This is a genomic window from Pantoea sp. Ap-967 (assembly GCF_011752565.1).
In the GTDB taxonomy this organism is placed as follows: Bacteria; Pseudomonadota; Gammaproteobacteria; order Pseudomonadales; family Pseudomonadaceae; genus Aquipseudomonas.
Map to the genome: position 1 here is coordinate 1 of NZ_VWXK01000014.1, position 14682 is coordinate 14682.

7 protein-coding genes and 1 pseudogene are annotated in these 14682 nt (G+C 64.5%); 1 reads left to right on the forward strand and 7 read right to left on the reverse strand.

The features are described 5' to 3' along the window. Window positions 1-178 precede the first annotated feature (178 nt). The 7 genes and pseudogenes from F3J45_RS16110 to pip all read right to left on the reverse strand — a co-directional run bounded on the left by F3J45_RS16110 (window position 179) and on the right by pip (window position 8965). Complete coding sequence (locus F3J45_RS16110; protein ID WP_240158238.1) at window positions 179-895, reverse strand: amino acid ABC transporter ATP-binding protein; 717 nt, start codon at window positions 893-895, stop codon at window positions 179-181. A 10-nt stretch (window positions 896-905) separates the two neighbouring features. Further along, entirely contained in the window at window positions 906-1868 is a 963-nt protein-coding gene (locus F3J45_RS16115) for an amino acid ABC transporter permease (protein ID WP_167064469.1), read from the reverse strand. Window positions 1869-1946: 78 nt separating this feature from the next. After that, window positions 1947-2747, reverse strand: coding sequence for a transporter substrate-binding domain-containing protein (locus F3J45_RS16120; RefSeq protein ID WP_205299659.1), 801 nt, complete (start codon window positions 2745-2747; stop codon window positions 1947-1949). 246 nt (window positions 2748-2993) lie between these two features. Next, window positions 2994-5567 carry a glucans biosynthesis glucosyltransferase MdoH gene (gene mdoH, locus F3J45_RS16125; RefSeq protein WP_167064472.1) on the reverse strand — a complete coding sequence of 858 codons (2574 nt, stop codon included), beginning with the start codon at window positions 5565-5567 and terminating at the stop codon, window positions 2994-2996. A 205-nt stretch (window positions 5568-5772) separates the two neighbouring features. Beyond that, window positions 5773-7191: pseudogene (locus F3J45_RS16130) on the reverse strand (glucan biosynthesis protein G); the annotation flags it as partial. Window positions 7192-7559: 368 nt separating this feature from the next. Then, entirely contained in the window at window positions 7560-7997 is a 438-nt protein-coding gene (gene dtd / locus F3J45_RS16135; protein WP_167064475.1) for a D-aminoacyl-tRNA deacylase, read from the reverse strand. Then, window positions 7994-8965, reverse strand: coding sequence for a prolyl aminopeptidase (gene pip / locus F3J45_RS16140; protein ID WP_167064478.1), 972 nt, complete (start codon window positions 8963-8965; stop codon window positions 7994-7996). The genes dtd and pip overlap by 4 nt, the downstream gene beginning before the upstream one ends. Window positions 8966-9115: 150 nt before the next feature. Between pip and F3J45_RS16145 the strand changes: the two genes are divergently transcribed. After that, complete coding sequence (locus tag F3J45_RS16145) at window positions 9116-14611, forward strand: dermonecrotic toxin domain-containing protein (RefSeq protein ID WP_205300547.1); 5496 nt, start codon at window positions 9116-9118, stop codon at window positions 14609-14611. Window positions 14612-14682: the final 71 nt, after the last annotated feature.

The window sequence follows — 14682 nt, forward strand, 5'->3', positions numbered from 1 at the left end:
TGATTCGTTGATCCATGGGGGACTCTTGGTTCCAGGGCATGATCAGATACCTCCTGATCATGCGTATTAGCCTGTAAACCATGTCCCCGGTTTGGAATGTAAACGATGTCTCCGGTTTGTACCCGGGGCAAGCCCGCTCCTACAAGGAGCGGGGTTGGCCGCGAAGAGGCCGGTACGGTCAGAGCACCTGGCGCAGGAAGGCCTGGGCCCGTGGGTCTTTCGGCGCAGCGAAGAACTCAGCCGGGGCCGAGTCTTCCAGCAGCTTGCCATGGTCGAAGAACAGCACGCGATCCGCCACTTCCCGGGCAAAGCCCATTTCATGGGTCACGCAGACCATGGTCATGCCTTCCTGGGCCAGGGTCTTCATCACGTCCAGCACTTCACCGACCATTTCCGGGTCGAGCGCCGAGGTCGGCTCGTCGAACAGCATCACCTTCGGGTCCATCGCCAGGGCGCGGGCGATTGCCACCCGCTGCTGCTGGCCGCCAGACAGGCGCGAGGGGAACTCGTTGGCCTTCTGCGCGATACCCACTTTTTCCAGCAACGCCCGCGCCTTGGCTTCACGCTCGGCCTTGTTGCGCTTGCGCACCACCTTCTGCGCCAGGCACAGGTTTTCCAGCACGGTCATGTGCGGGAACAGGTTGAAGTGCTGGAACACCATGCCCACTTCGCGGCGGTAGGCGTTGATGTCGGTCTTGGGGTCGGCCAGTTGCAGGCCGTCGATGGCCACATGGCCTTCGTCGAAATGCTCCAGGCCGTTCAGGCAGCGCAGGAAGGTCGACTTGCCCGAGCCGGACGGGCCAAGCACTACCACCACCTCGCCCTTGGCGACCTGGGTGGTGACGTTATCCACAGCCCGTACCACCTGGCCACGGGTGTCGAAGACTTTCAGCAGGTCACGAACTTCAATCACTTTGCGCAAGCCTCCGCTCGAGCCGGCTGGCGATGTGCGACAGCGGCAGGTTGATCAGCAGGTACAGGCCTGCCACGCAGAACCAGATCTCGAAGGTCGAGAACGACGTGGTAATGGCCTCGCGGCCGCTCTTGGTCAGCTCGGTGATGGCGATCACCGACACCAGCGAGGTGTCCTTGACCAGGCTGATGAACTGCCCGGCCAACGGTGGCAGCACGCGCTTGAACGCCTGCGGCAGGATCACATGGCGCATCGACTGGCCGGCATTGAGGCCCAGCGAACGGGCCGCCTCGTTCTGCCCCTTGGCAATCGACTGCACGCCAGCGCGGACGATTTCCGCCACGTAGGCGCCAGTGAACAGCGCCAGCGCCGCCACCCCGGCGAACTCGCGGGACAGGTTGAGCACGGTGCCGATGAAGAAGTAGAAGATGAAGATCTGCACCAGCAACGGCGTGCCGCGCACCAGTTCGACGTAGACGGTCGACAGGTCGCGCAGGGTCGGGTTGTTCGACAACCGGCACAGCCCGGCAAACAGGCCGATCACCAGGCCCAGCGCGCCAGACACCACCGAGATCCACAAGGTGGTCCACAGGCCCCAGGCCAGCGGGCCGGCCGCCCAGTGGCGGGTGACGCCGATCTGGTCGCCTTCGGAGACGTCGTCGCCGCGGCTCAGTTGCAGGCTGTCCTTGGCCACGTCCAGCACCTGCTCGGCACCGCTCTCGTCCTTCAGCGTAACGCGGGCGTTATCGCCGGAAACGACGATTTCCTGCACAGTGCCGTAGCCGCTGGCACGCTGCGCCTCTTCGGCCTTGTAGGCGAAGTATTGCGGAACGCGGTTCCAGCGCCACTCGTAGGAAATCATCGAAGTGGCCAGGTACAGGCTGAGCGCCAGGCCCACCAGGACCAGCGCGGTCAGCGCATGCCAGGGCCACTGGGCTTTCTTGTGTTTGATCACGTGGGTACTTCCGTAAAAGCGAACGCGCAGGGTTTACCTGCGCGTCGGGGGTCAGAGCCTGGGCTTGTGGCCTGGGCCTTATTCCATTTCCTTCAGCCAGTCCTTGTTCTTGAACCACTTGTCGTGGATACGATCGTAGGTCCCGTCATGCTTGATCTGGTGCAGGAAGTTGTTGATGAAGTTGATGCTGTCGTAGTCGCCCTTCTTGAGGCCAAAGGCCAGCGGCTCGTAGGTGAAGGGTTCTTCGAGGAACAATAGCTTGCCAGCGCCGGCCTTCTCCACCGCCACCACGTTGTACGGCGCGTCGTAGACGAAGGCGTCGGCCTTGCCGTTGACCACGTCCATCACCGCTTCCTGTTCGTTGTCGTAGCCGTGGTACTTGGCCTTGCCGATCAGCTTCTTGGACACCATCTCGCCGGTGGTGCCGAGCTTGGAGGTCAGGCGGTATTTCTCGTCGTTGAGGTCTTTGTACGACTTGATCTCGCCGGCCAGCTCCTTGCGGATCAGCAGGGTCTGGCCCACCACGATGAAGGGTTCGCTGAAGTTCAGGCGCAGGTTGCGTTCCTGGGTCAGGGTCATGCCGCTGCCGATCATGTCGAACTTGCCGGTCAGCAGGGCCGGGATGATGCCGTCGTAGGCCGTGGAAACCGCCTCGAACTTCACGCCCATGGACTTGGCCATGGCCTTGAGGATGTCGACTTCGAAGCCGATGATTTCACCGCGCTTGTTGGTCATCTGGAACGGCATGTAGGTGGGGTCCATGCCCACTTTCAGGGTGCCACGCTTGACCGCATCGTCGATGGCGCCAGCCTGGGCCGCAGTTACCGCGACCAGGGCGGTGACACCGACCAGCAGGCGCGAAAGGTATTTCTTGATCATCACCAAGTCCCCTAGGAAAAAAGAAACCAATCTTATTGTCTTGGCACGGCCGTACCGGCCGATGCGGATTATCGGAGAGGGATGCTAACGCATGGCGGCCCTGGGACCTAGAGCCGGGGGGGACTTTGTTGGCCAAAATCGAGGGATGGCGGGGAATTGAGCGCCGCTTGGGCGGCGCATCGCGAGCTTTGCTCGCTCCTACAGGTGTTCAGTGTAGGAGCGAGCGCAGCTCGCGATAGCGGCCTGTCAGGCGCCGGCGAGTGCCGGTTGGCCTTCGTTCTCCGGGTGCAGCGGCAACAGCGGGGAATGCGGGTCGTTGTTGATCGACGCACGCCACAGGTCGATCCAGGCCGCATTGTGCTGGGCCCAGACCTGCTCGTGCAGGCGGCTCAGGGCCACCGGGTCGCTGAGCAGCGCCAGGCGGGTGCTGAGGTCCAGCCCTTTCGGGCCGGCTTCCAGGGCCTTGGCCACGCGCTCGGCACGCATCGCCTCGATCGGCGCGGCCTGGCCATGGCGGGCAGTGGCCATGGCGCAGGCCAGGGCATTTTGCCGCGGGTCGACCACAGCCCGCACGAACCCGTCATGCAGGGCATGCCAGCGGTTCTCGTGGGTGTACTGGTCGGTGGCCAGCAGCTCTTGCGGCGTGGCGTATTCCTCGGGGATGAGGAACAGCTTCTCGTCCTTGGCCGCCAGGCCCAGGCGCGTGCGGCTGGAAATCACCGACACCGGAATCGACAGCACCAGCGAGCCGACGATTGGCGCCAGCCACCACAGGAAGCTTGGGTTCAACCAGGCCACCAACCCGGCCCAGCACACACCCAGCAGGGTTTGCGGGCCATGGCGGCGCACCGCCTCGCTCCACGGCGTGGAGTCGTCGTCACGCTGCGGCGAGTTCCAGGTCGCTGCCCAGCCGAGGAACGCGGCCAGCACGAAGCGCGAGTGGAAGATCATCCGCACCGGCGCCAGCAGCATGGAGAACAGCATCTCCATCAGCATCGACAGGGTAACCTTGATGCGCCCACCGAACTCGGTGGCGCCCTTGGCCCAGATCAGGATGACGCTGAGCAGCTTGGGCAGGAACAGCAGCACGATGGTGGTGGAGAACAGCGCCACGGCTTTTTCCGGGTGCCACTGCGGCCACAATGGGTAGAGCTGGTACGGCTCGATGAAGTACTGCGGCTCCATCAGCGTGTTGGTCGCCAGCAAGGCGGTCGACAGCACCAGGAACAGGAACCACAGCGGCGCCGACAGGTACGACATCACCCCGGTCAGGAACACCGCACGGTGCACCGGGTGCATGCCCTTGACCAGGAACAGGCGGAAGTTCATCAGGTTACCGTGGCACCAGCGGCGGTCACGCTTGAGCTCGTCGAGCAGGTTCGGCGGCAATTCCTCGTAGCTGCCCGGCAGGTCGTAGGCGATCCACACGCCCCAGCCGGCGCGGCGCATCAGCGCGGCTTCGACGAAGTCGTGGGAGAGGATGGCCCCGGCGAAAGCGCCCTTGCCCGGCAACGGCGCCAGGGCGCAGTGCTCGATGAACGGCTTCATGCGAATGATCGCGTTATGGCCCCAGTAGTGCGACTCGCCCAGCTGCCAGAAGTGCAGGCCGGCGGTGAACAGCGGGCCGTACACGCGGGTGGCGAACTGCTGCATGCGCGCATACAGGGTGTCCATGCCCGAGGCCTTCGGCCCGGTCTGGATGATGCCGGCGTCCGGGTTGGCCTCCATCAGGCGCACCAGGCTGCTCAGGCACTCGCCGCTCATGACGCTGTCGGCGTCGAGCACGACCATGTACTTGTACTCGCCGCCCCAGCGGCGGCAGAAGTCGTCGAGGTTACCGCTCTTGCGCTTCACCCGGCGCCGGCGGCGGCGGTAGAAGATGCGGCCAAAGCCTTTGGTTTCACGGCACACATCGAGCCAGGCCTGTTGCTCGGCCACGGCGATGTCGGTGTCGTTGGTGTCGCTGAGGACGAAGAAGTCGAAGCGGTCGAGGTTGCCGCTGGCGGCCACCGACTCGAAGGTAGCGCGCAGGCCTGCGAACACCCGTGGCACGTCTTCGTTGCAGATCGGCATCACCAGCGCAGTGCGCGCCTCGGGTGCAATCGGCTCGTTGCCGGCGCTGCTGCCCGAAATCTTGTACTTGTCGCGCCCGGTGAGCAGTTCGAGGAAGCCCATCAGCGCGGTCCAGAAGCCCGCCGACACCCAGCAAAAAAGGATGCCGAACAGCACCAGGATGGACGTTTGCAAGGCATACGGCCACACCTGCACCACGGTGTCCCACAGCGGCTGGCGCAGCACTTCGTCGAGGTCGACGAACGACCAGCCCTGGTACGGCAGGATGCCCTTCATGTACCAGCCGGCGACGATGGTCTGGCCTATCATCAGGGTCAGCAGGATGTAGCGGCGGATCGACCCGACCGTACGCCAGCGCGCCGCCGGCAGCTCGCGCTTGGGCGGTTGCGGGGCGTTGGGGCGGCCGGTCATGCGCCGCCACAGGCGAATCAGCACGTTGGTGCGCCATGGCTCAGGCACCACCTTGGTGCGCTTGATCGGCGGTGCGATCTTCAGGCACAGCCGGCCGCTGCCGTCGACGCCGAGCATCTCGGCGTCTTCCAGCTCGGCCGCGCTGCCCACGGTCAGGCGTGGGCCGACTGAGGCCTGCACGGCCTCGGTGGCGTTGGCGGCCGGGTGGGCCGCCAGGCGTTGGTGCAGCTCACCAAACGATGTGCAGCTGGCGAGTTCCGCACGCTGCTCATCGCTCAGTGGGAGGTGGGCCAGGTATTCGCCAAGCGATTCTGGCCTTGCGCTTGAGTTACTCATCGGCAGGCAACTGATAGCTCCAGGTCTCGGTCAGCACCTGTTCGGTGGTGGCCGGGGTCCCGTTGGTGGGCGCCGCATCGGCGGCTGGTTGTTCGGCCTTGGCGGGCTCCGCCTTGGCTGCCTTGTCGTGTTTGGCGTGCTTGGCGACGGCCTTCTCGTGCTTGGCTTCCTCGGCAGGCTTGGCCGGCTCGACAGGTACGTCACGCACCAGCGCAGCGCGCATTTCGGTGGACTTGTTGGCTTCCTTGACCTTCAACCGCAGGGTCAGGCGCCAGCCCTTGGTTTCCGGGTTGTAGCGCAGGTTGTTCTCGACCACCTCGGCGTTGTCGCCGACGCTGATCTGGCTGCGTACCGGGGCGTCTTCAGGCAGGGTGGCCAGGGCCGGGCCCGTGAAGTCGACCAGGAAGGCCACGCTGCCGTCAGGCTGGCGGATCAGGTTGGACTGCTTGACGTCACCGGTGGAGCGCATGGTCTGGCTGACCGAACCCAGGTCCTGGGCCTGGAACTGGGCCTCGTTGATGGTCCAGTGCAGGCGGTAGGCGTACTCGAACGGCTTGCCCGGCTCTGGCAGGGTTTCCGGGCTCCAGAAGGCAACGATGTTGTCGTTGGTTTCGTCGGCGGTCGGGATTTCCACCAGGTCGACGGTGCCCTTGCCCCAATCGCCCTTCGGCTCGATCCAGGCGCTTGGGCGCTTCTGGTAGTTGTCGTCGAGGTCTTCGTAGTCCTTGAAGTCACGGTGACGCTGCATCAGGCCGAAACCACGTGGGTTTTCCACGCTGAAGTTGCTCACGGCCAGGTGTTTCGGGTTGTTCAGCGGACGCCAGATCCACTCGCCATTGCCGGCGTGGATCGACAGGCCTTCGGAGTCGTGCAGGGCTGGGCGGTAGTTCAGCACCTTCGATGGCTGGTTAGGGCCGAACAGGTACATGCTGGTGAGCGGCGCGACACCCAGGCGGCTGACGTGGTCACGCAGGAACACACGCGACTGCACATCGACCACGGTGTCGTTGCCCGGACGCAGGATCAGCTTGTAGGCGCCGGTGGAGCGCGGCGAGTCCAGCAGGGCGTAGATCACCAGGTGCTTGTCGGCAGGCTTTGGCTTTTCTACCCAGAACTCGGTAAAGCGCGGGAATTCCTCGCCAGACGGCAGCGCGGTGTCGATCGCCAGGCCACGGGCCGACAGGCCGTACACATGGCCCTTGCCGACCACGCGGAAGTAGCTGGCCCCCAGCAGGGTCATGATCTCGTCCTGCTTGTCGGCCTTGTTGATCGGGTAGAGCACACGGAAGCCGGCGTAGCCGAGGTTCTTGGTGGTTTCCGGGTCGTGCGGGACGTCACCGAACTCGAAGCGGCTGGCGTCGTACTTGATTTCCTCGACCTTGCTGGCGGTGACCTCGTTGATCTTCACCGGCGTATCGAAGTGCATGCCCTGGTGGTAGAACGACAGCTTGAATGGGGTCTTGTCCTTGGCCCATTCGGCCTTTTCCTGCAGGAAGTGGATCTTCTGGTAGTCCGCGAACTTCATGTCGCGGAACACAGCAGGCAGGTTGCTTTTCGGTGCTTCGTATTTCTGGCCGGCCAGATCCTTTGCCTTGGCTGCAACATCGTCAAGATTGAATGCCCACAGCTGGCCCGCGCTCATCAGGCCGACCAGTGCCACACTGGCCATCAGGGCCTTGCGCAGCCCGGTGCCGGGGATTCTTGATGCTTTTTGGGGACTAACAATCACGAGCAACCCTCGCCGAAAACAGATCATGAAACCAACGGCCAGCGACAAATGCCGGGTTGGCGAGCACTGTTCGGACCCCGTGAGGGCGTAATGATTCCCCAAACGGATCCAGACAATGCTCGAGTCAGAGTGAAACGAACCCGCGAACGCAGGCTCACGCAGCGCGCGATTATCCAGCAGGATGCGTTACAACGCATCAGGCTGGACTAACTATTTATCGTACAAAACCCCTTGTTTTCCTACAAACAAAGGGTTTTTTAACCTCATATTTGTAACAAGAATGTCACGGGGCCATCATTGACCAGGTGTACCTGCATGTCGGCGCCGAAGCGCCCGCTGGCCACATCGGCGTGCTGTTGGCGCGCCTGCTGGAAAAGATAGTCGAACAACTCGGCGCCCAATGCCGGCGGCGCTGCGGTGGAAAAACTCGGGCGCATGCCACTGCGGGTATCGGCCGCCAGGGTGAACTGGGACACCAGCAACAAGCCGCCCTGCACGTCCTTGAGCGACAGGTTCATCTTGCCCTGCGGGTCACTGAACACCCGGTAGTTGAGCAGCTTGTGCAACAGCTTATCGGCATGCTCGCGGGTATCTTCAGGCTCGACCGCCACCAGCACCAGCAAGCCCTGGTCGATGGCGCCGACGATTTCCCCGCCCACTTCCACCCGGGCGCCGCGCACACGCTGCAGCAAGCCCCTCATGCTTCTTCCAGGGGCAGGTCGAGCAGGCGCCGCGCCATCTGGTCGGCGGCACGTACCAGGGCATCGGTGATACCCGGCTCGGAAGCGGCGTGGCCAGCATCGCGAATCACCTTCAGCTCACTGTTCGGCCAGGCCTGGTGCAGCGCCCAGGCGTTGTCCAGCGGGCAGATCACGTCATAGCGGCCATGCACGATCACCGCCGGCAGGTGGGCGATTTTCGGCATGTCGCGAATCAGTTGGTCGGGCTCCAGGAAGGCATCGTTCATGAAGTAGTGGCATTCGATGCGGGCAATCGACAAGGCCCGCTGCGGCTCGGAGAAGCGGTCGACCACCAGCGGGTTCGGGCGCAGGGTGGCGGTGCGGCCTTCCCAGGTGGACCAGGCCTTGGCCGCGTGCATCTGGGCGATCTGGTCGTTGCCGGTGAGGCGCTTGTGGAAGGCCTTGACCAGGTCGTCGCGCTCTTCCGGCGGAATCGGTGCAATGTAATCCTGCCAGTAGTCGGGGAACATGCGGCTGGCGCCTTCCTGGTAGAACCACTGGATCTCCTGTGGCCGGCACAGGAAGATGCCGCGCAGGATCAAACCATGCACGCGCTCGGGGTGGGTCTGGGCGTAGGCCAGGGCCAGGGTCGAGCCCCACGAGCCGCCGAACAGCACCCACTTGTCGATGCCAAGGTGCTTGCGGATGCGCTCCAGGTCCTCGACCAGGTGCCAGGTGGTGTTGTTCTCCAGGCTCGCGTGCGGCGTGGAGCGGCCACAGCCGCGCTGGTCGAAGGTGATGATGCGGTACAGGTTGGGGTCGAAGTAGCAGCGGCTCTGGGCATCGCAGCCAGCGCCCGGGCCACCGTGGATGAACACCACGGGCAGGCCTTCCGGTGAGCCGCTTTCATCGACATACAGCACATGCGGCGCTTCCACGGCCAGATCGTGCCGGGCGTAGGGTTTGATCTGCGGGTAGAGGGTCTGCATCGCGCACTCCGTGTGAGGATTAATTCGGCCGTGGGCCATCATAAACCTGAATTGCGCTTTGAGCATGTGTCTCGGCAAGATCATCTTATGTGCAGGGCGCAGGCAGCGCTCAATAGCATCGGGAGAACTCAGCCAACGTGAGATTTCCCCATGTTCGACCCGGTCAAACCCACAGCCTCCAACCCAGGCCACTACCACCAGCTGGTCAGCAGCAAGCTGCCGGGTTGGGTCGCCAATGCCCAGCCCGAGCAGCGCCAACGCATGCGCCAGGCGGCCAGCCAGCGCGACCCGCAGCTTGAACGGGCCTGCCTGGCCCACCCGGCGGTGGCCAAGGCGCTGACGCACACCTATGGAAAGCACCAGCAGGCCGAGGCCGGGCTGAAGGCGCTGCTGGCCACCGTGCCGGCGCTTGAGCCGTACGCCACCGGCCTGCTGACGGAGGCGATCAAGCAGCGCTTCGGGCAGGCGCTCGACGTATCACGCACCTACCTGATGAACCTGCAGCGGGTGGCCGAGCTGAAGGAAGCGTTGTCCAGCCTGGGCGACGATCCCTTTGCCACCTCGTCCCGTGCCTTGAAACTGGCCACGCAATCGCTGCTGCACAGTGCCCTGCAGAATTTCGAGGCGTTCGAGGCGCAGCCCGGGGGGCTCAGCGCCGGCAACAATGCATCAGCCATTCTCGACAGCAACGACGTCAGCCTGTTATCCAGGGCGCAGAAGCTGCCCATCCTCGCAGAGGAGTTCGCAGCCCTGGCGCGCGAGCTGGATATCGGTGGCAAGTACCAGGGGCTGCTCGATGCGCTCGACCCGCCAGCCGACCAGCCTGACGCCGACGCCGTCCGGGCGGTATTCAAGACTGCCGAGCGCTCCTCGTTTACCTTGCAGGTTCACCAGGCCTTCCTGTTGGGCAAGATCGACAGCGCCGTCCATGCAACCCTGCTCAAGCTCGACCGCGACAGCCCGGTCGAGCATGACGGGCGCCCCGTACTCTGCGCGGGTGTCGAACTGCTGCACACTACGCTCACCGGCGCCATGGCCATTGGCATCGACGCCCGCGTTGAAACCGGCGCGGGCCGATTCCCGCCAGGGCCTGAGTTTCCCTATGACGGCTGGCTGGTGCTGTACCTGCCCGGCATGCCCGAGCCCTTGACCCAACATGCCAGCAGGGCCGATGCCGAAGCCTTCCTGCTCAAGCAACTGCCCACGCTGCGGCGCAAGGAACACCAGCAACTGCTACCCGACCGCCACAAGGCCGGTTTCCTTGAAAAGCTCACCGACACCCTGGAACCCTACACCTGGAACGCCAGCGGCCAGTTCAAGGAACGTATCCCCGATCCCGATGCCCACGTGCGCTTGCACGTGCAGCCCTTCACCCAACCGTGCCTCGATGCGTTGGCGGCCCAGCGCCAGCAGCGCCTGAGGGACGACGCACTGTTTCACGCGGTGCCCACCGCCACCCAGGACGGCATCACTGCCGAGCGCCACCTTGGCTACTTCAAGGCCCTGTCGCTGACCAGCCTCAATATCGCGGCCCTTTTCATCCCGCCGCTGGGCGCGGTGATGCTCGGCGTTACCGTGCTGCAGCTGGCCAATGAAGCCTTCGAGGGCATCGACAGCTGGCTCGAAGGCGACCGTCAGCAGGCCTTCGACTACTTGATGGATGTAATCGACAACGTCGCCATCATGGCGGCGCTGCTTGCTGCGGCCCAGGGCCAAGGCATCCCGGTGGTGGAACGAATCCCGGTGGAAACGCCGTCGTTCATCGAAGAACTGCAACCGGTCGAGCTGCCCGACGGCGAGCACCGCCTGTGGAAACCTGACCTGGCCCCCTTCGCTCACGACCTGGTACTGCCGGCAGGGCTCAAGCCAGACGCCTCCGGGTTGATTCACCACGCCGGCAAAACCTGGCTGCCAGTTGAGGACCGGGTGTTCTCGGTCAGGCAGGCGGGCAATGAGTACCGCCTGGAACACCCCACCCGCCCCCAGGCCTACCAGCCGGCTGCCCGGCACAACGGTTTCGGGGCATGGCTGCTGGAAACCGAGCAGCCGCAAACCTGGCGCGGCCCTGCCCTGCTGCGCCGCCTGGGCCATCTGAGCGCCCAGGTCGACGAGGCAAGCCTGCAGACGGCCCTGAAAACCTGCGATATCGACGAAGACGTGCTGCGCCGAACACTGGCAGAAAACCGCCGCTTGCCCGCCTTGCTGGAAGACACCCTGCAACGCTTCAAGCTGGGCCAAACCTACCTCTCGCCCGGCGAGTTCGCCCGCGCCTATGAAAACCTGCCCGGCCCTCAGGCGGCCAGCAGCGACAGCATCCAGCGCGTCTATCCCAACCTGCCAAGCCCGGTTGTGGATGAACTTATCCACAGCGCCAGCGCCCTTGAGCGGGAACAACTCGCCACCGGCAAGATCCCCCTACGCCTGGTCGAGGAAATCCGCGTTTACCAACAGCGCATTCGCCTCGCCCGGACCTACGAAGGCCTGTACCTGGCTGGCGTGCAAAGCTGGGACAGCGACCGCCTGATCCTGCAAACCCTGCAGCGCCTGCCAGGCTGGCCGGCAGAGACAAAGCTGCAGCTACTCCAGCGCAGCCACTGGCCCGACCAGCTGCATGCCATCGGCCCGCTGGACGCCCGGCCTTCCCCCACCATCACCCATGCCCAAGCCGGTTACATCGTGCGTGAGACGACCCTGCGCGAAACACCGGTAACCCTGCACCCAGACCTTTTCACCGCACTGCACCAAGCCCTGCCCGAGGCCATGGCGCAGTTGCAGGTGGCCGATGGCAAGGCGTTGCAGCGCCTGATGCAGCACAGCCCACTGCTACCGCGCCCAGCCTTGCGCGCCACCCTGGCCATGCAACCCATTCGCCCCGGCTTGCGTTCGCCCATGCGCCTGGCCGATGGCCGCCTGGGCTACCCACTGAGCAGCGGCGACAACGCAGCCCAAGGCAGCACGCGCCAGCACCTGCTCGCCACCGTGCGAGCGACCGGCATCCCGGAGCGCACCAACAGGCCGGCCGAGCACATCCTGATGTCGATTGCCGGCCAAGGCCGCAACCGCCTGCAGATCGTCGAATACCTGACCGCACTGCTGGAAGAACGCAGCGCGCTGCAACGCGGGCTGGACGACTGGAGCGAGGCCATTTCACCCGCCTCCGACCAGGCCGCCCGCGCCTATGACACGCTGCGCGAAGCGATCATGCAGCATTGGTACGACACCGCCCTGGAGGATGACCACGCCCTCGGCGCCGAACTGAGCGTCCAGGGCGTACCGTTGACCGACATCCCCATGACCCTGCCCGGTTTCTTCTACCGGCGCATACGCAGCCTGCACCTGCTCGACCTGCCCAGCGGCACCCTGGCCGGCTGGGGGCAGAACGAGCGCCTGATGCAACGCCTGTTCGGGCTGCTGCCGCAACTCGAAGCCCTGGAGATCAGCCGGCCCAACCACCCTCGGGCAACGCCCTCGCTGCTGCCCAGCGTAACGGGCATCGCCACGGCCCTGCCCAACTTGCGCAGGCTGGCACTGACCAACCAGAACATCGCCTTCACCGGCAGCCACCTGAATGCGCTGGCGGAGCTGGAGCACCTGGGCCACCTGGACCTCAGTGGCAACCGCTTGCAGCAAAGCGGTGACCGGCCAAGCTTCCATGCATTCAACCTGGATTACCTGGGGCTCAACCGCATGCAATTGAGCCAGTGGCCCCTTGGCATCGGCAGCGACGCCCTGGGGCGCCTGGGCCACCTGTCGTTGCAGGACAACAACCTCACCTCGCTACCCGCCTTCCTGCTCAACGAGGCAGACACGCTCACCCGGCCGCCAGCCATTGCCCTGGAAGGCAACACCATCAACGAAACCCACCTGCAACGCCTGTTGCTCAACGAGCGCGCCGAAACGGCCCAGGTGACCGTGGACCAGCCCTCGGCACTCAATGAGCGCCTGGCGCTTATCCGCAATGAACGCCAACAAATGCGCGATGCGATCGATGGCTGGGCCCAGGCATCGAGTTCGAACAACCCGCTGACCCAGGCCGCACTGGAAGACCGGCAGCGCATCGCCACCGCGATCAATGAATTCTGGGAGCGCCAGGAACGCGGCCAGCAATACCTGCGCCTGGCACTGGAAGACGTTGCCATCGAGCACTTCCCACGTCGGCTGCCGGCGTTCTTCGGTGGCCGCGTGCATTCGATGACACTGACCCGCCTCAGTGGCACCGCCTCGCAACTCAGCGAACTGCTTGCGCGCTTCCCGAACATCACCCGCCTCACCATCGATGCACACCAGGGTGCAACACCGGCGCTCGCCTCGGCGCTGCTGCGCCTGCCGCAGCTGACGTACCTTGAGTTTCGCAACATGGGCCTGGAAGTCGACCAGGCCATGCTCGAAACCTTTGCCGGGCTTGAACACCTGACATCGCTGGACCTTTCCGGCAACCGGGTCGGCACCATCACCCAGGTGCCGGCCCGCCTGTCCAGCAACCTGAACTCCCTCGGGCTGACCAACATGAACCTGCAAGCCTGGCCGCAATGGTGCAATGATCTGCTGCCCCTGGAGCTGCTGGACCTGAGTGCGAACAACCTCACCGACCTGCCGGCGCACATTCTGGAAAACCTGAACGATGCCATGCCGATCTCGTCGATTTCCCTGTTCGACAACCCTTTGCCGCTGGAAACCATCCTGCGCGTGCGGGCGTTTTCCGACAGCCAGCGCACCTACTCCTTCGCCCTGGACATCCCGGACAACCTGTTGCTGGTCAGCAACTCCAGCGAAGAGTCGCTGAGCCACCCGCACTTCCCGCTGCTGGGCGACGATACCCCCAGGCTGGAAGACTGGATGCTGGGCAACGATGCACAGAACGAGGCGTTGCAGGCCTGCTGGGAACAACTCGAAGGCAGCGACCTGTTGCGCCTGGTGGGCCGCCTGCACAATGCCGCGCCGTTCGTCGACCCCACCACCCAGGCCAGTTTCTGCGAGCGCGTGCGCCTGATGCTGGTGGCGGCCGTGGCCAACCAGGACGAGCGCCCGGTGATGGAAAGCATTGCCGCCGCCGCACTGCCCAACCCTGAAACGGGCACGCAAACCTGCCATGACGGCGCACTGCAGGAGTTCAACAACATCGAGCTGTACCTGATGGCCAAGCGCTTGCTGATCGACGCGGGGGATACCCTGCAAACCCTGCATCGGCGCCTGCTGCAGCTGTTTCGCATCGGCCAGCTGGAAAAGCTTGCCAGCATGCGCACAGGTTCCGGCGACCTGGTTTCGGTGCGCCTGGCCTACCGCCGGGAACTGGCGCGGGAGCTGGACCTGCCGATTGCCGACAGCATGCGTTTTCGCGGCGCCGCGAACCTGGCACGGGGGGAGCTTTCCAGGGTGTTGGAGAGCGTGCGCCAGAGCGAGCACAGTGAGGCGTTCATCGATTACCTGCTGGCCAATGGCGACTGGACCGCACGCCTGCGCGCCGAGCACAGGGCCCGCTTCGAGGACATAGAGGCGCGCTTCGGGCAGCGGGTGTTGGAGCTGGCCGGTGCCGACCATCCACTGGAGGAGGAACTACGCCTGCAGCAAGGCCTGCAGGATGACAGGGACCAGGAAGCGCTGGCGCTGCTGCGCGAGCTGACCCTTGGCTACGTCAATAACGGGTGAAGATGGCACCGGCGTTGCCGGTGATCGCGAGCTGCGCTCGCTCCTACGGGGACCGGGGAGGCTGGCCCTTC